Genomic DNA, 23,071 nt, shown 5'->3' with positions numbered 1-23,071 from the left:
AGAGAATGAAAGATGCCGAGTAACAAAACGGATCAAATGCCGATCACTTCGCGCAAGTATTGGCGGCTGCGCACGGCGCTGGCATAAGGCTCAACGCCCGGTTGGCTGACATCGGTGTCCTGCTCGACGATGGCCCAGCCGTCATAACCGCTGGCTTGCAAGCCCTGGATGATTTGCGGGAAGGGAATCGCGCCCTGGCCCAGTTCGCAAAACACGCCGCGCCGCACCGCTGCCAAAAAATCCACGCCGTCACGGCGCACCGCGTCCAGCACAGCGGGTTGCACGTCTTTCAAATGCAGATGCCGGATGCGCGGGCCATATTGTTGTACCGCCGTGAGCGGGTCGCCGCCGCCATAAAAATAATGGCCGGTGTCGAGACAAAGACCGAGTAACGCAGCGTCCGTACTTTCCAACAAGCGCGCGATTTCAGCCGGCGTTTCGATATACGTGCCCGCGTGGTGATGAAACGAAACGGCCAAGCCAAGTTCGCGGCAAGCCTGGGCGACGCGCATGACGATGGCGGCGGCGTGTTCCCATTGCGCATCGGTCAGGCCGTCGCGCACGGCGTCGGCTCGGCCCGCGATGGACATGCGTTCTTTGCTCATCGCATCGGCCAGCAGCATTGAACGTGCACCTGCGGCGGCCAGCAGCTTGGCGGTTTTGAGCGCTTCCTCGAATCCGGCTTCGTGCGCCGAGAGATCAGCCAAGGGAATCGGCACGAAGGCCGTCACCAAGTTCAAATTGCGCGTTGCCATTTCGTGCCGCAACGCTGCAGGCTCGGTCGGGAAATACCCATACGGGCCAAGCTCTGTGCCTGTGTAACCGGCCTTGACCAGTTCATCGAGCATCGCGCCATAAGCTTGCTGGCCGCCCCAGCCTTCGATTTCCATAATGCCCCAACTCACGGGGGCGTTGCCGATACGGATTGCCATGTTGATCTCCGGTTAAGGTTGCACCAGCACTTTGATTGCGCGGCCATTGCGCAAGGCTTCCAGGCCCGCGCCGAGTTCACCCAAACCGATGCGGTGGGTGATGAGTTTTTCGACCGGCACGATGTTGGATTCGAGCGCGCGCACGACTTTGGGGAACGCGGTGCGCTGGATGAACGAGCCGATGATCGTGATTTCGTAGCGCGTCGGGTGATATTGGTTCAGCGTGCGTTCGGCGTGCAGATTCATGCCGAACAAAATTACGCGCCCGCCGAAGCGCACCAACTGCAAGGCTTCGGGCAAGAGCGAACCAACCGCATCCACGACGATGTCCGCGCCCAATCCGGTCGCGGCTTTGATCGCTTCGACGCTGTCTGCGGGTGTGAACGCGCCGTCCGCGCCCAACTCTTCGGCGGTTTGGCGGCGGTAATCAGCGGGTTCGACGAGGAAGACTTTGCCCGCGCCCGCTGCTTTGAACAGCAATTGAAACAGCAAGCCAATCGGCCCCGCGCCCAGAATGGCTACGCTCTCGCCGGGCGTGAGTTGCGCTTTCTCAAAGGCGTGCCAGACGCAGGCCAGCGGTTCGGCCAGCGCGGCGCGTTCGACCGGCACGTCATTGCTGATGCGGTGCAGGGCTTTGGCGGGCGCGACGTTGTATTCGGCCAGACCGCCGTGGCGAAAGATGCCGAGCGTGGTCATGCGTTCGCACACGTTGGTCATCCCGGCGCGGCAGTATTGGCAGAGGCCGCAGGTGATGTTCGGGTCAATCACCACGTGGTCGCCGCGTTGCAGATGCGTCACGCCGTCACCCGCGTCCACGACGGTGGCGACGTATTCGTGGCCCAGGATGCTGCCGGGCGTGGCCGGATGACCTGGCGGTGTCGAAAGGATGTGCAAATCGGTGCCGCAGATTCCGGCGCGGTCTACGCGCAGCAATACGTCGTCGTGGGCGGCCAGTTGCGGTTGCGGGGCCGATTCCAAACCCCATTTGCCGTCGCCGTGAAAGACGATGGCTTGCATTGTGGATGCCATTCAATTCCTCCGATACAGGGTGTTGCCACAGAGGCACGGAGGCACAGAGAGGAAGAGAAAGTGTGCGGCGGGCAAGCTATTCTCTCTGTGGCTCTGTGGCTCTGTGGCAGTCTTCTTAAACGCCAAAGACTAATTGCGGCGCGCGCGCGGCCTGTTCATCGCTGGCTTGTGCCGAAAATTCCATGCCGATGAAACCGTCGTAATTAACCCGCTTGAGCAGCGCCGCAAGCGCGCGGTAATCAATCGTGCCGCTGCCGGGTTCGTGTCGTCCGGGCATGTCGGCGACGTGCAGATAGCCGATCCACGGCAGGTTGGCTTCGATGGTGGCGAGCGCGTTTTCGCCCATCATGCTCATGTGGTAAATGTCGTAAAGCAGCCGCACGTTGGGTTGATTGACTTGCTGCACAATTTGAAAACCCAGCGCCGAATTGTCGAGAAAACAGCCGCGATGATCGAGCCTGGTGTTGAGCGGTTCGAGCAACAGCGTCACGCCCGCGTCAGCGGCCCAGCCCGCCAATTCGCGCAAACCATCCACAATGCTGTTGGTCTTTTCCTCGGCAGATAACGGCGGGATGGGCGCGGCGCTGCCATCGCTTTCGAGCACATCGCTGAGCAGCATGACGTTGGGACAATGCAGGCGGCGCGCGACGCCGAAGACCTGCATCATCTCTTCGATTAGGCCCGCGCGTTCGGACGGATCAATCAGCGAGTGGCGGCGATTGCCGCTGATGGCCGCGATGGTTAGGCAGCGGCGCAAGGCCATGTCTTCGAGGGCGGGCAGGTCTTTGTCGCGCCAGTCCCAGAATTCGACCGCGCGATACCCCAAGCGCGCCGCCGTTTTCATGCGTTCGGTGAACGGTTGCTCGGTGAACAGCATTTCCAGACAAAGTGAAAGTTGCATAGGTCGTTAGCGTTTCGGCCCCAGCACGACCATGCCGATGCGTAGCGTATTGCGGTCGCCCGACCTGGCCGGATAGTTGAATTGTTGCACAGTGAATTTGTTTTTGAGCGCAGCGACGCTGCCGACTTCGCGCTGTTCCCAGTCTTCAAAGCGCACAGTCTCACCGCGAATCTTGCCGGTCAAGAGCAACTCCAGGCCCAATGGGTCATGCACCAATTCGACCAGATTGCCTTTAAGGTCTTGGTATTCGCCCGTGCGCCCGCAAATCGGGCAGCTTTCGACATCGGCGTGATTGGGATTGGTGTGCTCGACTTCGTAATGCACGCTGGCGGCGAGGCGATAATACGCGCGGCCTTGCAGCTTGATTTGCTCCTGCTGCTGTTGCGCCAGCGCTGAGTAGTAATAGCGCAGGTGGAAGCAATGCGAATGTTGCAGCGCGCGCTGTTCGCGCACTTCCCACGGTTGCAGGTGTTCCAGCCGCGCCTCGAAATCGCAGCCTTCAGGATTGGAAAACGGCCCGAAGTATTCCGGCAACCGCAGCGCTGTGCGTAAATTGCTGGTCACCAGCTTGACCGCTGCGCTGTAGTTCGGCGCGAGCCGGGCATCCACATAAAACCAGACGTTCGGATAGCGCGGCATCGTGCGATCAAAGACGGATTTGGGCGGTAGGTTGAAGTCGTCGAGCGCATTGGCCTGGATGATTGATTTTAGATTTGGATTTCGCGGTTGGGCGTAACCGTTGCTACAGGCTACCAACAGCAAGAAAAACGAAAAGAGTAGACGTGTCATTGGTTGATATAACGATGCTGGTTAAGACGAGATTACGGAACAGACGGAAATAACGGAACAGACTGAAAACTTGAACAGCAATGAAGGTCTTCCGTTTGTTCTGTTATTTCCGTTTGTTCCGTAATCTCTTTACCGCTTAGAAATAGAACTTCAACGCAAACTGAATAATGCGCGCATTGGCAGCGGACAGAATCTGGCCGAAGCCCGTGCTTTCACGCGCGATATTCGGCGGGCCGAAATTGGCGTGATTGAACGCATTGAACAGTTCAGTCCGAAATTGGAAGCGCTTCCGTTCCGTCAGGTGGAAGTCCTTGGCCAGCGTGTAATCGAAATTCACGAGGCCAGGGCCACGCATGACGCCGACGCCGGCGGTGCCAAAGGCTTGCGGCGAAGGCGTGAACGCGGGCTGGAAGGCGTCAACGTTGAACCAGCGATTGAGTGTGCGTTGTGAATCGGAAAGTTCCGGGTTGCCGACCAGATTGGGGCGCGCGCGCCGTTCGCCGCCGATGTTCAACACGCTGCCGCCGCCCAACGTGGCCGTCAGCCCCAGACCGCCTTGCAGCGCGTGGATGCCGGTCACTTGCCAGCCACCCAGCACAAAGTCAGTTGCCTTGTGCCAGTCATTGCCGAACTTGCGGCCCTTGCCAAACGGCAGTTCCCACACATAACTCGCCACGAAACGCTGCTTGACATCGAATTCGGCCAGGCCACGATCGGCGCGTGTGTTGTTGCCGTCCTGCGGTTCGCGGAAGGTGCCGGTGTCGAAGCCCGCGCCGCCGCCGCTGGTCGAGATGTGATCGGGCGAACCGGTCAGCGCCTTGCCCCAGGTGTAACTGACCAAGCCCGTCAACCCGTGTGAGAAACGTTTTTCCAAGCGCGCCTGCAACGAGTTGTAGGTCGCGCCGACGCGATTCTCCATCCACTGAATGTCGCCGAAGGCCGGATAAGGGCGATTGCCTGCGGCTTGCGAGCCATTGGCGTTGGTGATCACCGCGCGTTGATTCAGGTTGCGGAAGCCGTTCAGCTTCGTCCCTTTGTTGCCGACGTAGGCCACATCGAACAGCAAATCCTTCAGCAGTTCGTATTGAATGCCGAAATTGAATTGCTGAATGTAAGCCGTGCGTTGATTGGCGTCCTGCGCGCGGCGTCCGATGGTGGGCGCGAGCGAAGCCGGATTGAGCAGGCCCGCTGGATAGCCGTCCACTAAACGGAAGACCGCCGCCGAGACCACCGCCGCCGCGCCGGTCACGCTGGTTTGCAATAGGTTGTCCACCAGGAAAGGTGGATTGAAGCCGAGCAACCCTTCGCGCCCCTGCCGCACGGTGTGGTTGTAGAAAATGCCGTAAGCTCCGCGCACGACCCAGCGCGAGGTGGGCGAATAAGCGAAGCCGAAGCGCGGCGCGACATTGTTACGGTCGGGGTGAATCAGCGCACGCTCAAAGATGCCACCGTCCTTGGCGAAGACATCCTTGCCCGTGACGGGATCGAAGTTGGCGAAGCGGTTCTCTTTCTCGACCGGCGGCGTCGCGTATTCGTAGCGCAGGCCAACATTCAAGGTCAGTTTCGACGTGACTTTGTAATCGTCCTGGAAGAAATAGAACTGCATCCGCTGGCCCTGATCCATCACGGTGAAGCTGGTCAGCGCCAGTTGCGACGGCAGGCCCAACAGCAGATCGCCCACCGCGCGGTTGGTAAAGCGGTTCTCGAAATTCATGCGCCCGATGGTCGCGTTCAGATCGTTGATCTTGGTTTGGACTTTCAGGAACTCGCCGCCGAATTTGAACAGGTGCGCGCCGCGCGTCCAACTGAACGTGGCGCGCGGATTCCACGAACGCGGCGTTTGGAATTGCGGTGTCGAAGTGTGACGACCCACCGCGTCAAAGCCCTGGATGTTGATCTTCGGAATGCCGCCGACGATGGCGGGATCGTTGGGCACGTTCTTCAAACCAATTTGTCCCGGCCCATCCACGCCAAAGTTTGGCGGCATAGTGAAGTAATTGCCGCGCGCCCAGCCGAAGCGGAAATCGCCGACCAGCGCTGGCGAAACCGTCCACGTCAGGCCCAGCGCCAGCCCTTGTGAGCGGTTCAGGTTCGCGCCGAACGCATCATTAAATGAGCCTTCGCCCAAGCCCGGCAGCGGCGCGGGGCGGAAGGTGTTGGTATCCACAAAACTGTAGCGCCCAAACAAGGTCAGGTTCGTGGCGAATTGATGATCCACACGCACGTCGAATTGATCCTGGCGCGTGCGTGTGATCGGTGTCGAAGCGTAGATCGGCACACCGCCAACGATGTTCGTGGGATCGGGAATCAACGGAATGACTTTGGCGGCCACGGGGTCCCAGCGGTTTTGTGGAATCACCCATTGCCCCGCAGCATTTTTGCCGAATTCGGGCCGTCCGGCGGTGAAGGGATCAACCACCGCTGAGCTAAACAAGCCCGCTTTTTCTGCCGCCGTCGGCACCAACCGCGTGCGGGGCACGCCTTCGCGTTCGCGCAAGCCTTCGTAATCGGCAAACCAGAAGGTGCGGTTTTTGACCAGCGGCCCGCCCACCGCCGCGCCGTACTGATTGCGTTTGCGCACGGGTTTGGCCTGGCCCAGCGCGTTCGAGAAAAAGTTGTTGGCATCGAGTTTCTCATTGCGCAGGAATTCGTAAAGGCTGCCGTGAATCGCGTTCGTGCCCGATTTGATCGTCGCGTTGATCACCGCGCCGCTGCTGCGCCCGTATTCGGCGGAGTAGGCGTTGGTCTGAATCTTGAACTCCTGCAAGGCTTCGATGGAAGGCTGCACGAGTTGCACGTTCTCGCCGCGAAACGAATTCGAGTACGAGATGTTGTCTACGCCGTCGAGCAGGAAGACGTTGTTAAAGGTGCGGTTGCCGTTGACGTTCATCGCGCCTTTGAAATTGACGCTCGCCAAACGCGGCGTCGTCGGCAAGACGCCCGGCGAGAGCAGCGCCAGTTGGTTGTAATCGCGGCCATTGAGCGGCAGGTCATTAATCTTCTTCTGGTCAATCACCGAGCCGCGCGAAGAGGTCTCGGTTTCGAGCAAGGCGACGGCTGCGGTGACTTCGACCGTGTTGGTCAGATCGCCGACCTGCAAGCTGACATCCACGCGCGCGACCTGGGCGACCTGCAAGACGAGGCCGCTGCGCACGAATTTCTTGAAGCCGGGCTTTTCAACCGTGATGGAATAGGGGCCGGGTTTCAAGCTGGGCACGGTATAGAGGCCCTGCTCATTGGTTACGCTTTTCAGCGCGACGCCGGTGGCGGTGTTGGTGATGGTGAGCGAAACGCCCGGCACGACGGCGCCGGAAGCGTCTTTGACTTCGCCCGTGAGGGTGGCGGTTTCCTGCTGCGCAACGGCCTGGCAGGCCAGCAACAGCGTGAATGCAAGCGTAAAACCTAATCGTCGGAAGTGCATAGCTCAGTCCTCCTTGAGAGTTGAAGAGAGTGACGTCCGCCACAGCGCGTGGTGAACGCTGATGGATTCGATCCCAGCCTTGTCCGAAGAGGATTTTGCCTGTCTGGTATCAGCGGCAGATCAGTGATTCGTTATGTTTATGTAAAACGAGAATTAACCGACGAAACTGCCATAGCTACCAGATTTCCGCGTTTGCAATTGTAATGTACCGGCGGTGCGGTTGGGACGCTACCGCGCGCGTGAGCAAGCGGCGCGTCAAGTCTGGCGGAATACGGTACATCCCAAGTCCCGCTTGCTCACGCGCGCGGTACCGTCCCGGGGTGCGCTTTTCCCCAGATATTGACCTGAAATCCGAGCTAGAAAAAGTACCGCTCCTGTTTCACTGCCTTTTCATATTCCGCTCGAATGCGTTGTACTGCTGCTTCGGTTGAGACTTCCGCAATCGGCACGTCCCACCACGATTCATAACCGGGCACGCGGCATTCCTTGTCGGTCTCGACTACGATGACGGTGGTGACGGTTTGCCGTTTGGCTTCTGCCAACGCGCGCTGCAACTCTTCGCGCGTCGTGGCGCGAATCGCGTGTGCGCCCAGGCTGGCCGCATTCGCCAAGAAATCTACTGGCAGGTTATCGCCGTCAAAACGGCCCGTGTCGGTGTGGCGGTATTTGTAATCGGTGCCGTAACCGCCCGAGCCGACCGCTTGCGACAATCCGCCAATGCTGGAAAAGCCGTGGTTGTCGTGGATGATGATGGTGAGCTTTACGCCTTCAGCCACGGCGGTGATGATCTCTTGCGACATCATCAGGTACGAGCCGTCACCGATCATCACGTAGACCTCGCGCGAAGGATCAGCCAGCTTCACGCCCAAACCGCCCGCGATTTCGTAGCCCATGCATGAATTGCCGTATTCCAGGTGATAGCCCTTGGGGTCGCGCGTGCGCCAGAGTTTATGCAAATCACCGGGCAAGCTGCCCGCCGCGCACAGCGCCACATCGCGCGGTTCAGAGAACGCGTTGACGATGCCGATGACTTCGCTTTGGGCGATGGGCGGGCCGTGATGCAAATTGAACAGCCGCTCGACTTCGGCTTCCCAGCGTTGTTTTAGTTCAGCGATGTGCGTGGCGTACTCATCGGCGACGCGATAGCCGGTCAAAGCCTTGCCCAAAGCTTCCAACCCGGCGCGCGCATCGGCGACCAGCGGCAGTGCGCTGTGTTTGTGTGCGTCGAATGCCGCGATGTTCAAATTGATGAAGCGCACATCGGGATGTTGGAACGCAGTCTTTGACGCCGTGGTGAAATCGGCCAGCCGCGTGCCGATGGCGATGACTAGATCGGCTTCGCGCGCGACGATGTTGGCGCAGGGCGTGCCCGTGACACCGATGGCTTCCAGGTTTTGCGGATGGTCGAAGCTGAGCGAGCCTTTGCCCGCCTGGGTTTCGCCGACAGGAATGCCGGTTTGCGCGGCGAATGCGGCGAGCGCCTCGGTTGCTTCGCTGTAAATCACGCCGCCGCCCGCCACGATCATGGGGCGTTTGGCGGCCCGAATCAGTTGCACGGCGCGTTCGAGCAAAGTGTGATCGGGTTGCGGACGTGGGATGTACCAAACGCGTTTGTCGAACAACTCCACCGGATAATCCCAGGCTTCGGTTTGCACGTCTTGCGGCAAGGCCAGCGTCACCGCGCCCGTTTCAACCGGCGACGTCAACACGCGCATGGCTTCGAGCAAGGCGAAGGGCAGTTGATCGGCACGGTTGAGGCGATCCCAATAGCGCGAGACCGGTTTGAAACAATCGTTGACCGAGATGTCCTGCGAGTGTTCGGATTCGAGTTGTTGCAACACGGGCGCGACATTTCGCCGCGCAAAGATGTCGCCTGGCAACAACAGCACCGGCAGCCGGTTGATCGTCGCCGTCGCCGCGCCCGTAATCATATTGGTCGCGCCCGGCCCAATCGAAGACGTGCAGGCAAACGCGCGCAGCCGATTGTGATGCTTCGCAAACGCCGTTGCCGTATGCACCATCGCCTGTTCGTTGCGCGTCAAGTAATACCGAAAGTCGGGCGACTGATGCAGCGCCTGCCCGATGCCCGCGACGTTGCCGTGCCCGAAGATGCCCCAGATACCGGCAAAGAATTGGTGCTCGTGGCCGTCGCGTTCGACATACTGTTGTTCCAGAAACGCGATGAGCGCCTGCGCTGTTGTTAGACACCTTGGTTGCATGCTTTCTCCACAAAAGCGGATCAGATTGATTGGAGTAAAGCCAGTTACCTTGTGAAGCCCCGAAAGGGCGGAATTGAATAGCCCAGGGCAACGCCCTGGGTACAGGTGAGCGAGTGTTCAAGCCCTGAAAGGGCGCAATAAGCACAAGCATTTCGCCCTTTCAGGGCTTGGTGAACATTTTGATCTGCAACCAGGGGCAACGCCCCTGGCTATTCAATTTCGCCCCGTTGGGGCTTTGTGGCTTTACACCTTGTATTTCAACGACGATCAAAATTACTGCTTCACACGAATGTTTCTCTCAATCAAAGAATGGCTTGCCGCTGTCTGCGCGGCTTAGTTCGGCGTTTGCATTCTCGATTGCCGCTGCAACCGTCCAATTGTTATGAATGATGCCACCGATGGCAGTCGCTACGATCAATGGGTCTGTTGCGCCCGGATAGAGCACGTTGCGCCCGACCAACGCGCCGCGCACATTCGCGCCTGCGGCCAAGCCACCTGCAATCTCACGCAACAGCGGCGTGGCAGCGCCGACCGCTTCGCCGCCCAATAACAGAATCGGTAAGGTTGTGGCGCGCGCGACCGCCTCGTAGCCGTCGCAATAGGGCAGCTTCAACCACAGATAGCGGCTACTGTCGCCCAAAGCCGAGGCGACACCCACGATTTTTGCCAATGCCTCAGCCGTCTTGACGACTTTGTAACCCGCTTCAGTTTTGACGACGGGCAGCGGTTCCAAAAACATCGGCAGGCGCAGCGCATTGGTTTCATTGATCGCCTGCGCGCTCGCCATCAATGTATTCAGCGAAGCCGGTTCGTCATCGCAGAGCCGCAACAAAAGCTTCGCGCCATCCAGATTCCAATCCAGACAAGTCTGCGCATTGGCGCCGGTCAACGGGTCATCCATTTCCCAAGCTACGCCCGCCAGGCCGCCACGGTTGAAACTGGCGATGAGCAATTTGCCGTCGAGCAAGACGGGCCGGCCTGCCTGACGCAAAAAATCATCAAGCACCAGCAGGTCTTCCAGAACGTCCATCGTCGCCATCACGCCGTCCACCTGCGTGCACTGCAACACGCGCATGATGCGCGCCAGGTAATCGTGCCGGTTGGTCAACGCTAGCGAATCATTGCCAATGCCCGTCACGCGCCGCGCCGGATGATCGGCGGCGAGGATGTTCAAGCGGCCATCCGTCGTCAGTGGCGCGCGTTGTGGCCGTGTTTGCGCCAGGCGCCAGGCGGTTTCAGGATCGTTGACGCGCGCGTCGGTGAGGCGCGCCAGCACGGACGCGGGCAGAAATGCTTTGGCTTGAAACGCGCTCAACTAAAATCCTCCGTGCGACGCGATGAAATCAAGCGCCTCCTGTTCGTATGGCATGAACTTCGAGCAACCGTGCCGCGTCACGACAATCGCGCCGCAGGCATTGCCCATCCGTGCCGCGCGTTGCCAGTCCCAACCTTGCAGATAACCGTAAATGAAACCGCCCGCAAAAGCATCGCCCGCACCCAGCGTGTTGTAAATCTCGACCGGAAAAGCAGCGGCATCTACGGTTGAATCGCGCGTGAACACCGTCGTGCGTTCAGCCCCGCGTTTCAACGCGACGACGCTTGGCCCGGCGGCGAGCAATGCCGCGATGGCCGCTTGCACATCGCCTTGCAAATGCGTGTCGGCCACGTGCGTCTGTGTGACCGAAAAGTTCGCGGCCTGGATGAGCATTGCGGCTTTGATTTCGTCTTCGGTGCCAATGACCACGTCTACCAACCGTAAAGCTGAGCGCACCGTCACGCCGTAAGCCCGTGCGTCATGCCATTGGTTGGCGCGCAAATCCAAATCGAGAAAGACCGTCGTGCCCGCTTGTTTGGCAAGCTCTGCCGCGCACAACGTCGCGCTGCGCGATGGTTCGCGGCTCAGGCCCGTGCCCGACAGCAACAGCGCGCGGCTCGCGGCCAGCGGCGCGGCCAGCACGTCGTCAATCGTGAGTTCGATGTCGGCGCAATTATCGCGGTAATAGACCAGCGGAAATTTATCGGGCGGCTGAATGCTGACGACGGCGGCGCTGGTGCGATGGCCGGGTTTGCGCGTGATGAAGTCAGTTACCACGCCTTCTTGCTGCATGAAATTGAGCACGAAATCGCCCACCAGATCATCGCCGACCGCCGACAACATTGCCGCGCGCAAGCCCAAGCGCCGCGCGCTGACGCAGATGTTCGCCGGACAGCCGCCGACATAGGCCGCGAAGTTTTGCACTTCGGCAAAGGGCACGCCGACTTCATTCGCGTACAGATCAAGCAGCGCGCGGCCCATGCACAAAATGTCGAACTTGTGTTGGCTCATTTCAGTGCTTGCTCCAGTGTCGTCGCATCATCGAGCAACAACCATTCGATGACCGACAATGGCAGACTGCCGTGCTTTAACAGATCATCGTGGAATTTTCCCAACTGGAACTGCGCGCCTTGCCGGTCACGATAACGGCCCAGCAAGCGCATGATTTGCCACTTGCCGACCATGTAGGTGATCTTCTGCGAGGGTGTCGCAGCCGCGCCCGCCGCTTCGCCTTCCGCCGCTTCGCGATCCAGCCCGCCTGCTTCTTGAAAGTATTTGACGGCCTGTTCAAACGTCCATTTGCCGGTTTGCAGATTGACGTCGACGCCGATGCGCGCCGCGCGGTAGCGCGACAAACGCAGCACCTGGCCTTGCGCCGCAGAGTTGTCGGGATAAAGGCCCGTGCGCGTCAGCATCTCTTCGGTATACAGCGCCCAGCCTTCGGCCGTTACACCATCGCCGTGCTGCCGCCGAATCTCGTCAGTGAGATGATTGGCAATCGAAGCTTGCAGAAAGTGGCCGGGAATCCCTTCGTGTCCAAGTAGCGGGCGCGGGTCTTCAATTGCGGCGCGAATGTAGAAGTTCTGGCTCTTTGGATTGTAGGTTGGGATGAAATAGAAACCGCTGCTGTCTTTATCGTACACGCCCGGCGCATTCATAAAGCCGCCCGGGCTGGTCGGTTTGAAAGCTTCAGGCAACTGGCGGATGTAGAACTGACCGAGATACGCGGGCAGCGTAACCAGCTTGTGCTCTTGCAAAAACTTGATCATCTCGGTTTGCCGGCTTTCGTAGGCTTTCAGGAAAGCGGCTTGATCCGGCGGGACATTGCGGCTGCGCGCCGGATCGGGATCCGCCAGCTTTGGATCCGCCAGCAGTGATTCCAACGCACGATAACGCGCCAATTCCGCTTGGCCGAGCATCTCCACTTGGTTGGCGTCGAGCGGCAGCAGATACAAATGCTTCAGCAGATAGTTGTAGTTCTCTTCGCCCATCGGCGCCCACGCCGGCATTTTTGGCAAGCCCTGCTCCAGCCAATCGGCGAACATGTGAATCGCCAGCAACGCTTCAGAGCGTGCTTGCATTAACTCAACGGTTTCATTCGTCGTCAGGCCTTTGGCAATAACCGCCAAGCTATCGTTAAAGAGCGGGTCAATCGCGCGCGCCGAATCAATTGCCAGTTTTGCGTAAAGCTGCACGGGGCGTTGCAAATTCTGTTGCCCCTGCTTGAGCAGCGCTGGCATCTGGCGCAACCGCGCAGTCGCGGCCACGGCGCGTGTGCGCGGAGCGTCATACTCTTTTTTGAGCAGCGAAAAGATCGCGTTACTGCATTCGTCAACATAAACCTGCGGGTTGGTCTCTTCATACTGCATGACCCGGTCAAAGAAGACCGGCCATTCCAATTGGACGCGCAAGAGCAACCAATCCACGCGCTCATCACGGCCCCAGTTGGCCGTATTCATGGCCTGCACTTGGGCCAGCAGTTGTTTGACGTATGCGCGGCGCGCTTTGACGGCTGGCTCAGAAAAATCAGTCAGCTTGCCATCCCAGTCGTGCAGCCCCATATCGCTACTCGCCACGGGATAGTTTTCGTTACGCCACTTGTAATACTCCGTTGCCATCTGGCCTAGCGTCGCAGGCAAGGCATTCGATGGGGCGGGGCTGGGTGTTGGCGGAGTTTGGCAAGCCGTCGCCAATAAAGCGCAAAGGCCCAACCAGCAACCAGGAAGCATAATTTGTTTTTTGATGCTCATTGTTACTTTACCAGTGGAACGCGTGGGTCTGTCTCTCGCCATTCCGCCCGCACCCACGCATAGTCTGGATCATCCGACGCCGCCATCGAACGCGCACTCCCGGCGAGGGCATTCAGGTAATAGACGTTGTAACCGTGTGCCGCGACGACCGGGTGGTAGCCTTCGGGGATGAGCACCAATTCGCCGTCGCGCACCGACAACGTCGCGTCAATACGGCGATCGGGCGTGTAGACCTTTTGAATCGCGTAGCCTTCCGGCTTGTCAATGCGGTAGTAGTAGACCTCTTCCAAATCCACTTCGGCGGGCGGATTGTGCACGTCATGTTTGTGCGGCGGATAGCTCGACCAGTTGCCGCTGGGCGTATAGACCTCGACAACCAACAAACGCTGGGCCGGGAATTCGGGTTTGATGATGTGGTTGATCTGCCGCGTAGCGTTCGCGCCGCCGCGTACTTCGACCTCGACATCTTCCGGGCGAATCAGGCGCGCGGGGAAGCTCTCTTCGGCGCGGCAATAACAAAACGCCAGGTCGCAAGCGCGCTCGGCGGTGATGGTGAATTCGGTGTGGATGGGCAGATACAGCGCCGCCGGCATGCCGCTAAAAACATTCGCGCGACTGCCTAGGTGTGGCCACGAACCGGCGGGCGATTCCACCGAACACGTGCCGCCCAGCACCACCAGGCCGAGTTCGTTGCCATCGGTGTAGCCCGGATATGTTTCGCCTTGGGCCAGCGTGCGGGCACGGAAGTTCAGATACTCAAACCCCGTCTGGGCAGGTGTGACGTTGAGCGTCTCGCCCGAAAGGCCATTGAGCGTTGCAGGTCGAACGAGTAAGTCAGACATCGCGCTACTCCTGCGGGTGGTTGGATTGTTAGGTTGAGAGCGGTTCGGTTACGACGAAACTTCGATTGCAAAAGATGGCGGCACGCTAACGCAGGTGTGGAAGGCTGTCAATTCGCACACGGGGGTTGCGCCGCTTAACGGATCAAGCTGGAAAATAAGCGTCAGCCATTGCGCCACCTTCCATCCGCAAACGCCCCTCAGCGACGGCGAAATCCAGATGCGCTACCGTTTCAGAAACAGCCAGGAAGCGGTTGATGTCTTTGACGTGCGGGAACAGCAGCTTGGACATTTCCCAAGCGGTCGTGCCGCTGGCGGGCACCAGGCTGATGACTTTGGTTTGGCGCTGTTGCGTGTGGCGCACGAGGCCGTGGAAATACTCTTCGTAATCGGTGACGTCGCCGCCGTGTGCCGTGCGGATCAATGTCGGCGCGAGCGTCCGAATGCGCGCCAACGAAACCAGGTATTCACCCAGGGCAGGGAAGCGGCGTTCGGGCGCGAGCGGGTTGGCGTTGAGCACCGGATTGGGCGTGATGTTTTTGAGGATCGTATCGCCCGCGAGCAGCAGGCGGTTGCTCTCGCGCAGCAAACAGCAACTGCCCGGCGTGTGCCCTGGCGTATGCACGACGCGCAACGCGCCGCTGGCAAAACTGAATTCGTGTTCGTCGCGGTAAGCCACAACATCGGGCACGGCGTCGGCGAAATGGTGAATCAAATCGTAACGCCCCGCGATGTGCTCCAGGTCTTCTGCCGGAACCCCCGTGCGCCGCAGCAAGTCGCGGTTGACGCGCGTCTGGCGGTGTTCGCTGATGTTGTGGAACTCCCATTCGTGCACGTGCACGCGCGCGCCGGATTCCTGCTGAATCACCCCCGCCAACCCGCAATGATCTTCGTGCGTGTGCGTGAGGATGACACGCTGAATGTCGGCGAGTTTGAAGCTCAAGGCGCGCAACTGTTCGCGCAGGGCGGCCAGCGCTGCGGGCGTTTTGGGGCCGGTGTCAATCAGCGTGAGCGGATCGTCCATCACCAGATAAATGTTGATGGGGCCGACGGGGAAGGGGGTGGGGATGGTGAGTTGTTCGATGCGCATAATTACAGCTTGAAGACTCGCTGAGCATTTTGAAACAGAAACTTCGCTTGCACTGCTTCTGGCAAACCAAGCTCCTGCACCTGCTGCACGCATTTCTCCAACGACAACTGCGGGAAGTTCGTGCCAAACAGCACCTTGTCCTGTCCGTAACTTTTCAGGTAATGCAGCAACTGCGGCGGATAGTAGCGCGGCAGGTACGCCGAGGTGTCAATGAAGACATTCTCGTGCTTCCACGCCACGCCAATCATTTCGTCCGTCCAGGGGAAGCCGATGTGCCCGGCGACGATTTTGAGTTCGGGAAAGACGAGCGCGACTTCGTCAAGGTAGGGCACGGGCCGTCCGGTTTCCGAAGGCATCAACGGGCCGGTGTGGCCGACCTGCGTGCAGAAGGGAATGTCCAACTCGATGCATTTGACGTAGAGCGGAAAGTAAAACTTGTCATTCGGCGGACGCTGCCACAGCCAGGGGATTACGCGGAGTGCTTTGAAGCCCAGTTCTTTGACAGCGCGTTCCAACTCGCGCACAGCCTCGACGGGCTTTTCCAGATTGACGGCGGCAACGCCACAGAACCGGTCAGGGAATTGCGCGACCATCTCGGCGACGACATCGTTGTGCGTGATCCATTGGCCGGGGCGGTGCCACGCCGACAGCATCAGCATTTGAATGCCCGCGCGATCCATCGCTTCGACAACTTGCGCGGCGCTCAATTCGGTTTCGAGCAGATGCGCCGTGCCGGATTGTTGAAACAGGCGGACGACTTCAGGCAGCTTGGCGGCGGCTTCGTGGCGGGCGGGTTGCGCCCAGGCATCAATGATGGGGAGGTTGGGATTGACGGGCATTGCTTGTGCTGCCTTGAACAGTACCGCGCGCGTGAGCAAGCGGTTGGTGGAGGTCACGCCCATTAAGCGGCAAGTGACGGCTCCGCTTGCTCACGCGCGCGGTACTGTCTTGATCCATTTAGAAAATGTAGCCGCCCGCTGCGACGACCTTATCCGCCAGCCGTTCACGAATCGCAGCAGTGTTGATGGGTTCCTGTTTGGTGAACCGTTTCAACGCGCCCAGCGCCATCCGCAAATCGTCGCCGTCAAAGATCGCAGCCAGAGCGTTTTTGGCGGAGACCTCGATGCGGTTGAGCGCGTCGTGCGTGTAAAGCTGGGTCGCGTCAATCGCGGCCTGGTGTTTGTCCGCGCCATCGCGTCCGATCAGCTTGGCGGTGCGGCCGATGGCGCTGTCAATCAGGAAGGTTTCGATGATGACATCCGCCGCCCAGCACAGCACCATTTGCTGTTCGGGCAGGGCCGCCTGGAATTTTTGCGCGGCGGAACCGACCAGCATCAGCGCGACTTTCTTGGCGTTGGCCGCTGACTTGCGCTCTTTGGCGAGCGGCGCGTCGTCTTCGTCAGTGTCAAAGGAAGGCCCGGCCAGCAACTCTTCCTGTAACTTCATTGCAGCGGCAAACAGCGGCAGTCCGCCTTTCATCGCACGTTTGATGAGTTGGCCGGGAATCAGCAGGCGGTTGATTTCATTGGTGCCTTCGTAGATGCGGTTGACGCGGCAGTCGCGGTAAACGCCTTCCGCCGGGTAATCTTCGGTGAAGCCGTTGCCGCCGTGAATCTGGACGTTTTCGTCCGCGCAATAGAACAGAATCTCGGTGCCCGCGACTTTGATGATGGCGCATTCGATGGCGTATTCCTCGATGGCCTTCATAAATTCGGCGGGGTTCTTTTTGTCAATCGTTTCTTCTTTGGTTTCGATCATCCCAGCGGTGCGATAGACCGCCGATTCGGCAGCGTAGATTTTCGCCGCCATCTCAGCCAGCTTGTATTTGATCGCGCCGAAGGTGGCGATGGCACGTCCGAATTGATGGCGTTCGGCGGCATATCTCGCGGACTGACCCAGCACGCGCTTGCTGCCGCCAATCGCGCCCGCGCCCATCTTGATGCGGCCAAAGTTCAGCACGTTGAAGGCGATCAGGTGACCTTTGCCGATTTCACCCAGCAAGCGGTCTTTCGGAATCTTGGCGTCCTGCATCAGGATCGGCGTGGTCGAAGAGCCGCGCTGACCCAGCTTGTGCTCTTCGTTGCCGTGGCTGACGCCGGGGTCGTTGCGTTCGAGAATAAAGCCGGTGAATTTCTCGCCGTCCACTTTGGCGAAGACCGTCAGCACATCGGCAAACGCGCCGTTGGTGATCCACATCTTCTCGCCATTCAAAATCCAATGCTCGCCATCCTCGCTCAACCGCGCCGTGGATTTCGCGCCCAACGCGTCAGAGCCAGAACCCGACTCGCTCAGGCAATAGGCGCCGACCCATTCGCCGCTGCCGATTTTGGGCAGGTACTTTTCTTTCTGTACAGCCGTGCCGAATAAAACAATCGGCAGCAATCCGATGCTGGTGGTCGCGCCAAAGCCGGTCGAGAACGAAGCTTGGCCAGACATGTATTCGGCGATCAGCATGTTTGAGACGTGATCGAGTTCCAACCCGCCATACTCTTCGGGAATGTGTGCATTGATCAGGCCCAGATCGGCGGCCTCTTTGATCAACTGGCGCTGGACTTCGTAATCCTTGCTCTCGATCAAGTCGTGTTTGGGAATGACTTCTTTGTCAAAGAATTCCTGCGTCGTTTGCCCGATCATCCGCTGTTCGTCGCTGAAATCTTCGGGCGAATAGACGGTGCCGGGTTGGGTCTCTTGCAGTAAGAACCCGCCGCCTTTGATGATCTCTTTTTCCATTGCCGCTGCTGCCATTGGTATTGTCTCCTTAAGAAATTCTCCCACGAAGCCACACGAAGAGGACACGAAGACAGCGAATCACTTCGTGTCCTCTTCGTGTGGCTTCGTGGGAGGTGTTTTATCTCATCAAGTTCTCAAAAATGCCCGCCGCGCCCATGCCGCCGCCCACACACATCGTGACCATGCCGTAACGTGCGCCGCGCCGCTTCATTTCGTACAGCAACGTCGCCGTCAGTTTCGCGCCCGTACAGCCCAGCGGATGGCCCAGCGCAATCGCGCCGCCGTTGACGTTGGTGTGTTCCAGATCGAGGCCGAGCACTTTCATCACCGCGAGCGCCTGCGCGGCAAAGGCTTCGTTCAGTTCGATCAAGTCAATGTCGGCCAGCGTGAGACCGGCAATCTTCAGCGCCTTCGGAATCGCCACGACTGGGCCGATGCCCATTTCTTCGGGCGCGACGCCGCCGGTGGCATAAGCGACAAAGCGCGCCAGCGGTTGCAAGCCCAACGCCTCGGCCTTTTCGCGCGACATCACCAGCGCCGCCGCCGCGCCGTCCGACATCTGGGACGAAGTGCCCGCCGTCACCGAGCCTTTGGCGTGAAAGGCCGGACGCAGTTTCGCCAGTCCTTCCAGCGTCGTATCGCGGCGCACGCCTTCGTCAATTTCAAAAACCAGTTCGCGTTCACGAATGCGCCCGCGCCCTTTGGCATCGGTTTCGAGTTCGCGCGCGCGCACGATGAAGGGCACGACTTCGTCTTTGAACTTGCCCGCGTCAATCGCCGCCGCCGCGTTGTTGTGCGAACGCACGGCGAATTCGTCCTGCTGTTCACGCGAGATTTCGTATTTGCGCGCCAGGTTTTCCGCCGTCAGGCCCATGTTCAAATAGGTGTCGGGATAGCTATCCACCAACGTTGGATTGGGCGATAGGTTGTGCCCGCCCATCGGCAACAGCGACATGGACTCCGCGCCCGCGCCAATCGCCACGTCAGCGAAGCCGCACATAATGTGTTCGGCGGCTTGCGCGATGGCTTGCAGGCCGGATGAGCAGAAACGGTTGATCGTGACCGCCGAGGCCGTGTTGGGAATGCCCGCGAGCAACGCCGCTTGCCGCGCCATATTCATGCCCTGTTGCGCCTCGGGCGTGGCGCAGCCGATGACGACGTCTTCGATCTCGGCGGGCGCGACTTCTGGATGCCGCGCCAGCAGGTCTTTCATGACGGCGGCGGCCAGATCATCCGGGCGTTGGTCTTTCAAAATGCCGCGCGGCGCTTTGCCGACGGCAGTGCGCAGGGCGTTGACGATAACTGCTTCACGCATTGGTGTTTCTCCTCAAATCAAAACGACAAAGCTTACTTGAACGAAACGCTTGTCGGGTGTTTTCCCAAATTGCGATAAAGATAGCGGTCAATGTGGGACGAAGCGTCAGATGGAACTTCATCCCACGCTTCCGGCGGCACGTCTTGCGCCGCTTTTTCAAACAAGGCGCGGAATTTGGATGGCTTGGCCTCAGCCTGCGCCATCTCTTCCGCAAAGGTCAACACTTCTTTCTGCCTTTCCAGCGAGAGCCATGCCAGTTTTTCAATCACGGCTTGTTGAATTGTTTGTTGACTGACAGCTTCATTCGTTTGCATACGACCTCCTTGCTATACCTCAGCGCGCCAGCAGGCGCGCGATGATGGCGATCAGCACGGCCAGCAACGGCAAGACGACGTTGACGAAGGAATTCCACATGCCTTCGTGCTGGTACGTGTAGCGGTAGCTTTTTCATATTCTTTCTCCTTGTTCCGCCTTTGTGCAGACGTTGCTTCAACGCGCGAGCTAGAGAATGATTACCGCAGCCAGAATGCAATTAACGGCACAACCAAGCTGAAGACCAAAATTCAGATTGGTTCGCGCTTGAATGAAAACTGGTAGAGCCATTGCGGCAATTTCATTGTGACTTCCTCTCTTAGATCGGTTTGCAGTTGCGTGTATGGGACGAAGTGTTGAGACGGTACCGCGCGCGTCAGTAAGCGGCGTAGCGACGTTGCGTCATTGTTCAACTGCTCAAGCACCGCTTGCTGACGCGCGCGGTACCGTCTCGCCGCTCAGTGGTTTTCCCGTACACCGAAGTGAAAACCGAGCTAGTTTGCTTCTCGCGCTATCAGCCAGCGTTCCAACGAGCGTTGGCTTTCGCCGCTCGGTCTGCCTGCCAGTAAGCCTTCGATCCCGATGTGTTCGTCGAGTTCGGGCCACTCAATCGCGTAACCCTCGCCCAATAATTGCCAGGCCTGCCGCTCTGCCGGTGATCCGTGCAGCAAGCGCGGATACCACGCCAGCGGCACCGTGAGCGAGCGCCCATCTGCCAACTCGACCGTTAGCTTTTCGTTGGTGACTGACACCGCAACGGCGGTGGGGATTGTTTCAAGCGCCAAAGAAGTCATGCCAAGCCTCCACAAGTGCCGGTTGATGTTCGCGCACGAGCCACTCAATTTGTTTCAGTTCGTGTTCCGCGAAGCCGCGATTATAGGCAACCGTGACCGGGTCTAACCAGAACTTGGCAAGCTGCTTGTCGCGTTTCACGTGAATATGCACCGGCTCGCCCCGGTCAGAGCTAAAGAAGATAAAACTGTACGGCCCGACGTAACACCGTCGGCATAATCAATTCCTCAGCGGTTTGCCCGTCTTCAACATAAACGCCAAACGCTCTTGCGAAGCCTTCGTTCCGCACAAACTCACAAAGGCTTCGCGTTCGATGTCGAGCAGGTATTGTTCGCTGACTTTGCTCGGACGCGAGAGATTGCCGCCTGACATGACATACGCGATCTTCGTCCCGATCAGCGCATCGTGGTCGGAGATGTAGCCGCCACGTTTCATCATGTGCATGCCCAGCTTGAATTTGGTCAGCGCCGCATCGCCCAGCACCAAGACATCCTGGCGCGGTTGCGGTGCGCGGTAGCCTTCGCGGGCCAGCGTTAGTACGGCTTGCTTGGCCTCTTCGATGACGCGCGAGCGGTGCATCACGATGCGGTCGGTATTGCGCAGGATGCCCCAGTTGCGGGCTTCGGCGGCGCTCGTGGCGACTTTGCCCATGGCGGTCAGTTCAAAGTTGCGCTTGAGCAATTCGAAATGATCGGCGCCAGGATTGGCTGCCGCCGCATCGCCCGCGCGCAGGGCCATTTCTTTGGTGCCGCCGCCACCGGGCAACAGGCCGACGCCGACTTCGACCAGCCCGATGTAGGTTTCCGCATTTGCCACGGCGCGTGTCGAGTGCATGGTCATTTCGCAACCGCCGCCGAGCGTCAGACCGTGCGGCGCAACGACGACGGGGACGGGCGCATAGCGCAGGCTTACGACGGTGTTTTGGAACTGGCGGACAGCCATTGAGAGTTCATCCCAATCGCCTTCCTGCGCGCCCAGCAGGATCATCATGATGTTTGCGCCCGCCGAGAAATTCTCGCCTTGATTGCCGATGACCAGGCCCTCAAAATTCTGCACGGCCTCTTTGATGCCCGCTTGAATCATGCCCAGTTGATCGCCGCCCAGCGCGTTCATCTTCGCGTGGAATTCAACGCAAAGCACGCCGTCGCCCAGATCAATCAGGCTTGCGCCAGAGTTTTTCTTGACGACTTTGCTCTGGTCTTTGAGCGATTTGAGAATCGTGATGCCCGCAGGTGTCGGCACCGGCTGGTACGAATTGCTGGTGAAATCGAAGTATTGCCGCACGCCATTTTCGCTTTTGTAAAAACTGGTCGCGCCGCTCGCGAGCATGGCTTCGATGTTGGCCGGAAGCGCGCGGCCTTCGGCTTTTAGCCGTTCGACGGATTTGACTAGGCCGATGGCGTCCCACTTTTCAAACACACCCAGTTCGTGCGCGAAGCCCCATTTCATCGCGTTATCAATCTCGACGATGTTGTCGGCGATTTCGGGGATGCGGTTGGCAGCGTAAATAGCCGTCTCCGACAGCGTGCGCCAGAGGAATTCACCGGCTTTGTCCTGCGCGTAAACCAGCGCGGACAGCCGTTCGGTCAGCTTTTCGATTTGCTTGGCCGCACCGAGCGAAGCGAATTGGGCTTTCTGTTGCGGGCGATATTCAAACGTCGCGGTGTCGAGCGTCAGAATGTCGTTGCCGACTTTCTTGTAAAAGCCGCCCTTGGTTTTGTTGCCGAGCAACTTGCGCTCGACCATCGCTTGCATAAACGCAGGCACCTTGAACGCCTCGCGCTTCTCGTCGTTGACCAGCGCGGCGTAAAGGTTGCGCGCCACGTTGTAAGCCGTATCCAAGCCTACGATGTCCAGCGTGCGGAACGAAGCGCTCTTGGCGTGGCCGATGGCGGTGCCGCTCAGCGCGTCCACTTCCTCAAAGGTCAGGCCCAAATCCTGCATCACGCCGAAGGTATTCAACATCGAAAAATTGCCGATGCGATTGGCGACGAAGCCGGGCGTATCCTTGGCGTAAACGATGCCTTTGCCCAGCGTGCGGTCGCAGAAATCCGCCATGAAGGCAGTCACCGCCGGGTCTGTTTCAGGCGTCGTGATGATTTCGAGCAAGTGCAAATAGCGCGGCGGATTGAAAAAGTGCGTGCCCAGAAAACGCTGGCGGAAATTGTCTGAACGCCCTTCGGCCAACGAGGCGAGCGGAATCCCCGACGTATTCGAGGTGATGATTGCGGTCGGATTCAGATGCGGTTCGATGCGCTCATACAGCGAACGTTTGATGTCGAGCTTTTCGATGATGGCTTCGATGATCCAGTCGCACTCTTTGAGCCGGGACAGGTCGTCTTCAAAGTTGCCGACGCCGACCAGACTGGCCAGTTCAGGCACAAAGAAGGCGGCGGGCTTGGCTTTGATCGCCGCCTCCAGCCCGGTCTGCGCGATGCGATTGCGGACGGCGCGGGATTCAATCGTCAATTTCCTGGTCTCTTCTTCGGGCGTCAGTACGGCGGGCGCAATGTCGAGCAACAAACAGGGAACGCCGGCGTTGGCGAGGTGCGCGGCGATCTGTGCACCCATGACACCCGCGCCCAACACGGCGGCTTTTCGGATTTGCATAATGAATAGTCTCCGCAAATAAACCTG

17 protein-coding genes and 1 pseudogene are annotated in these 23,071 nt (G+C 59.1%); all 18 read right to left on the bottom strand.

Annotated features, from left to right (window positions below; genetic code table 11):
- Nucleotides 1-32 precede the first annotated feature (32 nt).
- The 18 genes and pseudogenes from HY011_32275 to HY011_32190 all read right to left on the bottom strand — a co-directional run bounded on the left by HY011_32275 (nucleotide 33) and on the right by HY011_32190 (nucleotide 23,044).
- Nucleotides 33-926, bottom strand: coding sequence for a TIM barrel protein (locus HY011_32275; protein MBI3427623.1), 894 nt, complete (start codon nucleotides 924-926; stop codon nucleotides 33-35).
- 18 nt (nucleotides 927-944) lie between these two features.
- Nucleotides 945-1,961, bottom strand: coding sequence for an alcohol dehydrogenase catalytic domain-containing protein (locus HY011_32270; GenBank protein ID MBI3427622.1), 1,017 nt, complete (start codon nucleotides 1,959-1,961; stop codon nucleotides 945-947).
- Between the two features lie 115 nt (nucleotides 1,962-2,076).
- Complete coding sequence (locus tag HY011_32265; GenBank protein ID MBI3427621.1) at nucleotides 2,077-2,862, bottom strand: TIM barrel protein; 786 nt, start codon at nucleotides 2,860-2,862, stop codon at nucleotides 2,077-2,079.
- 6 nt (nucleotides 2,863-2,868) lie between these two features.
- Nucleotides 2,869-3,651 (bottom strand): hypothetical protein, encoded by a 783-nt coding sequence (locus HY011_32260; protein ID MBI3427620.1) that lies wholly within the window; start codon nucleotides 3,649-3,651, stop codon nucleotides 2,869-2,871.
- 136 nt (nucleotides 3,652-3,787) lie between these two features.
- Nucleotides 3,788-7,072 carry a TonB-dependent receptor gene (locus HY011_32255; protein MBI3427619.1) on the bottom strand — a complete coding sequence of 1,095 codons (3,285 nt, stop codon included), beginning with the start codon at nucleotides 7,070-7,072 and terminating at the stop codon, nucleotides 3,788-3,790.
- Nucleotides 7,073-7,428: 356 nt separating this feature from the next.
- Nucleotides 7,429-9,291: a 3D-(3,5/4)-trihydroxycyclohexane-1,2-dione acylhydrolase (decyclizing) gene (iolD, locus tag HY011_32250; protein ID MBI3427618.1), complete on the bottom strand. Its 1,863-nt coding sequence runs from the start codon at nucleotides 9,289-9,291 to the stop codon at nucleotides 7,429-7,431.
- Nucleotides 9,292-9,589: 298 nt separating this feature from the next.
- Nucleotides 9,590-10,606, bottom strand: a complete 1,017-nt coding sequence (locus HY011_32245) for a deoxyribose-phosphate aldolase (GenBank protein MBI3427617.1) — start codon at nucleotides 10,604-10,606, stop codon at nucleotides 9,590-9,592.
- Complete coding sequence (gene iolC / locus HY011_32240; protein ID MBI3427616.1) at nucleotides 10,607-11,617, bottom strand: 5-dehydro-2-deoxygluconokinase; 1,011 nt, start codon at nucleotides 11,615-11,617, stop codon at nucleotides 10,607-10,609.
- Nucleotides 11,614-13,356, bottom strand: a complete 1,743-nt coding sequence (locus tag HY011_32235) for a DUF885 domain-containing protein (GenBank protein ID MBI3427615.1) — start codon at nucleotides 13,354-13,356, stop codon at nucleotides 11,614-11,616. Before HY011_32235 ends, iolC begins: the two co-directional genes overlap by 4 nt.
- 2 nt (nucleotides 13,357-13,358) lie before the next feature.
- Nucleotides 13,359-14,198 carry a 5-deoxy-glucuronate isomerase gene (gene iolB / locus HY011_32230; GenBank protein MBI3427614.1) on the bottom strand — a complete coding sequence of 280 codons (840 nt, stop codon included), beginning with the start codon at nucleotides 14,196-14,198 and terminating at the stop codon, nucleotides 13,359-13,361.
- 142 nt (nucleotides 14,199-14,340) lie between these two features.
- Nucleotides 14,341-15,285 (bottom strand): MBL fold metallo-hydrolase, encoded by a 945-nt coding sequence (locus HY011_32225; protein MBI3427613.1) that lies wholly within the window; start codon nucleotides 15,283-15,285, stop codon nucleotides 14,341-14,343.
- Between the two features lie 2 nt (nucleotides 15,286-15,287).
- Nucleotides 15,288-16,124, bottom strand: coding sequence for an amidohydrolase (locus tag HY011_32220; GenBank protein ID MBI3427612.1), 837 nt, complete (start codon nucleotides 16,122-16,124; stop codon nucleotides 15,288-15,290).
- 118 nt (nucleotides 16,125-16,242) lie between these two features.
- Complete coding sequence (locus HY011_32215) at nucleotides 16,243-18,015, bottom strand: acyl-CoA dehydrogenase family protein (GenBank protein MBI3427611.1); 1,773 nt, start codon at nucleotides 18,013-18,015, stop codon at nucleotides 16,243-16,245.
- 118 nt (nucleotides 18,016-18,133) lie between these two features.
- The gene (locus tag HY011_32210) at nucleotides 18,134-19,330 is read right to left on the bottom strand and encodes an acetyl-CoA C-acyltransferase (GenBank protein ID MBI3427610.1); all 1,197 of its coding nucleotides are present in this window, start codon (nucleotides 19,328-19,330) and stop codon (nucleotides 18,134-18,136) included.
- 32 nt (nucleotides 19,331-19,362) lie between these two features.
- On the bottom strand, nucleotides 19,363-19,644 hold the full coding sequence (locus HY011_32205) for a hypothetical protein (GenBank protein MBI3427609.1): 282 nt from the start codon (nucleotides 19,642-19,644) through the stop codon (nucleotides 19,363-19,365).
- Between the two features lie 492 nt (nucleotides 19,645-20,136).
- Nucleotides 20,137-20,436, bottom strand: coding sequence for a DUF2442 domain-containing protein (locus HY011_32200; protein MBI3427608.1), 300 nt, complete (start codon nucleotides 20,434-20,436; stop codon nucleotides 20,137-20,139).
- Nucleotides 20,417-20,651, bottom strand: a pseudogene (locus tag HY011_32195) (DUF4160 domain-containing protein). Before HY011_32195 ends, HY011_32200 begins: the two are co-directional and overlap by 20 nt.
- A 2-nt stretch (nucleotides 20,652-20,653) precedes the next feature.
- The gene (locus tag HY011_32190; protein MBI3427607.1) at nucleotides 20,654-23,044 is read right to left on the bottom strand and encodes a 3-hydroxyacyl-CoA dehydrogenase/enoyl-CoA hydratase family protein; all 2,391 of its coding nucleotides are present in this window, start codon (nucleotides 23,042-23,044) and stop codon (nucleotides 20,654-20,656) included.
- Nucleotides 23,045-23,071: the final 27 nt, after the last annotated feature.

It is taken from the genome of Acidobacteriota bacterium, from assembly GCA_016196035.1.
GTDB lineage: Bacteria > Acidobacteriota > Blastocatellia > RBC074 > RBC074 > JACPYM01.
The sequence above is the reverse complement of the archived record's forward strand: the minus strand, read 5'-3'. Positions and strand labels throughout refer to the sequence as shown.

What these genes read in the sequence shown, in the direction of transcription:
- HY011_32270 (MBI3427622.1), bottom strand. Translation starts at nt 1,961, where the DNA reads ATGGCATCCACAATGCAAGCCATCGTCTTTCACGGCGACGGCAAATGG.
- HY011_32265 (MBI3427621.1), bottom strand. Translation starts at nt 2,862, where the DNA reads ATGCAACTTTCACTTTGTCTGGAAATGCTGTTCACCGAGCAACCGTTC.
- HY011_32260 (MBI3427620.1), bottom strand. Translation starts at nt 3,651, where the DNA reads ATGACACGTCTACTCTTTTCGTTTTTCTTGCTGTTGGTAGCCTGTAGC.
- HY011_32255 (MBI3427619.1), bottom strand. Translation starts at nt 7,072, where the DNA reads ATGCACTTCCGACGATTAGGTTTTACGCTTGCATTCACGCTGTTGCTG.
- iolD (MBI3427618.1), bottom strand. Translation starts at nt 9,291, where the DNA reads ATGCAACCAAGGTGTCTAACAACAGCGCAGGCGCTCATCGCGTTTCTG.
- iolC (MBI3427616.1), bottom strand. Translation starts at nt 11,617, where the DNA reads ATGAGCCAACACAAGTTCGACATTTTGTGCATGGGCCGCGCGCTGCTT.
- HY011_32235 (MBI3427615.1), bottom strand. Translation starts at nt 13,356, where the DNA reads ATGAGCATCAAAAAACAAATTATGCTTCCTGGTTGCTGGTTGGGCCTT.
- iolB (MBI3427614.1), bottom strand. Translation starts at nt 14,198, where the DNA reads ATGTCTGACTTACTCGTTCGACCTGCAACGCTCAATGGCCTTTCGGGC.
- HY011_32225 (MBI3427613.1), bottom strand. Translation starts at nt 15,285, where the DNA reads ATGCGCATCGAACAACTCACCATCCCCACCCCCTTCCCCGTCGGCCCC.
- HY011_32220 (MBI3427612.1), bottom strand. Translation starts at nt 16,124, where the DNA reads ATGCCCGTCAATCCCAACCTCCCCATCATTGATGCCTGGGCGCAACCC.
- HY011_32215 (MBI3427611.1), bottom strand. Translation starts at nt 18,015, where the DNA reads ATGGAAAAAGAGATCATCAAAGGCGGCGGGTTCTTACTGCAAGAGACC.
- HY011_32210 (MBI3427610.1), bottom strand. Translation starts at nt 19,330, where the DNA reads ATGCGTGAAGCAGTTATCGTCAACGCCCTGCGCACTGCCGTCGGCAAA.
- HY011_32205 (MBI3427609.1), bottom strand. Translation starts at nt 19,644, where the DNA reads ATGCAAACGAATGAAGCTGTCAGTCAACAAACAATTCAACAAGCCGTG.
- HY011_32200 (MBI3427608.1), bottom strand. Translation starts at nt 20,436, where the DNA reads ATGACTTCTTTGGCGCTTGAAACAATCCCCACCGCCGTTGCGGTGTCA.
- HY011_32190 (MBI3427607.1), bottom strand. Translation starts at nt 23,044, where the DNA reads ATGCAAATCCGAAAAGCCGCCGTGTTGGGCGCGGGTGTCATGGGTGCA.